Origin of the sequence: Polaromonas sp. (assembly GCF_018780625.1) — a bacterium.
Classification (GTDB): Bacteria; Pseudomonadota; Gammaproteobacteria; order Burkholderiales; family Burkholderiaceae_C; genus Polaromonas.
Map to the genome: position 1 here is coordinate 2,767 of NZ_JADMJK010000001.1, position 1,477 is coordinate 4,243.

General features: G+C 66.1%; 2 protein-coding genes. Both read right to left on the reverse strand.

Annotated features, from left to right (window positions below):
• The coding region (locus tag IV091_RS00030) for a succinylglutamate desuccinylase/aspartoacylase family protein (protein ID WP_293463812.1) at positions 1-557 on the reverse strand (557 nt) is incomplete at its 3' end.
• Positions 558-591: 34 nt separating this feature from the next.
• A complete protein-coding gene (locus tag IV091_RS00035) occupies positions 592-1,470 on the reverse strand; it encodes a zinc ABC transporter substrate-binding protein (protein ID WP_293463815.1) in 879 nt (292 codons plus the stop codon).
• Positions 1,471-1,477: the final 7 nt, after the last annotated feature.

Below are 1,477 nucleotides of genomic sequence, written 5' to 3' on the forward strand. Positions count from 1 at the left end.
GCGGCGGCGCGCCGCTGCACGCCGCGCGCATAGGTGTCCAGCCAGCCTTCGACGATGCGGTGCGGCCCGGTGTGCAGGGCCAGCAGCATTTCTTCTTCAGCGCGGGCGAACGGCTCCAGCGCGCCGCGGTTGTTGGGCGGGCCGACCATTACAAAAGGTGCGCCGCCGGTATGAAAGGAATGCAGGTCCAGCAGCGCGTCATGCGACTCCAGCAGCGGGCACAGCACGTTGGCAATGCGGTCTTCAAAATCCTGCGGAATCGCGCTGGGCGCCATGTTGCGGTTGAGGTTGCGCTCGCCGGTGCGCTGCCTGAGCTGGTAAGCCAGCGGGTTGGTGACCGGCACCAGCGTGACGCTGCCGCGCGCAAGGGCCAGGGCGCCGCTGTCCAGCTCATGGATCAGCTGCGTGATGGCGGATGTGCCGCAGGTTTCGTTGCCATGCACGGCGCCCAGCACCAGCAAGCGCGGGCCGGGCGCCAGGCCGTGGTAGGTCAGGGTGCGAAGCTGGCTGGGGCGTGGCGGGTGGGCAGGCGATGCGCCGATGATGTTTTGAAGCATGGTGACCTGGTTTATACAGCCTGGCCTGCGGAGGTCAGTTCTTTTGCATTCCCAGCGCCAGCGCGGTCACGTTGTGGCGCATCAGCTTCAAATAACTGTCGGCCGGGCCATCGGTGGCGGACAAAGCATCCACATACAGCGCAGGCGCCACGGTGACGCCCGCATCCCTGGCCAACTGGGCCAGCAGCGTCGGGTTGCGCATGTTCTCGATGAACACGGCCCGGATCTTTTCGCGCTGGATTTGCCTGATGAGTTGCGCCACCTGCCTGGCGCTCGGTTCGGCGTCGGTGGACACACCCTGGGGCGCCAGAAACTTGATCTGGTACTGCGCGGCAAAGTAGCCAAACGCATCGTGCGAGGTGATGACCTTGCGTTTGGCGGCGGGGATGGCGGCGAACTGCGCTTTGGCCCAGGTGTCCAGCGTCTGCAGCGCCTTGACGTAGGCGGCGGCGTTGGCCTGGTAGGCGGTGGCGCCTGCGGGGTCGACCTTGGCCAGGGCGGCGGCGATGTTGCGCGCGTACAGCACGACGTTGTGGGGGTTTTGCCAGGCATGGGGGTCGGCCTCGTCGTGGTGGTGGCCGTTTTCCTCGCGTGCGTCTTTTTTCGCCATGACGAGCGGCTTCACACCCGTGGAGGCCACGACGGTCTCGCCTTGGTAGCCTGCTGATTTGGCCAGCTTTTGCGCCCAGGGCTCAAAGCCCAGGCCGTTGATGACCAGCAGACGGCTTTTCACGATGGCCCTGGCATCGGCGGGTTTGGGGGTGAACGCATGGGCATCTTCGTTCGCGCCGACCAGCGTCGTGACGCTGACCCGGTCGCCGCCGACCACGCGCACCAGGTCGCCCAGAATGCTGAAGCTGGCCACGACTTGAATCGGGATCGGCTCTGCTGCAAAGCTGGCGGCCGACAGCAGGCTGGCG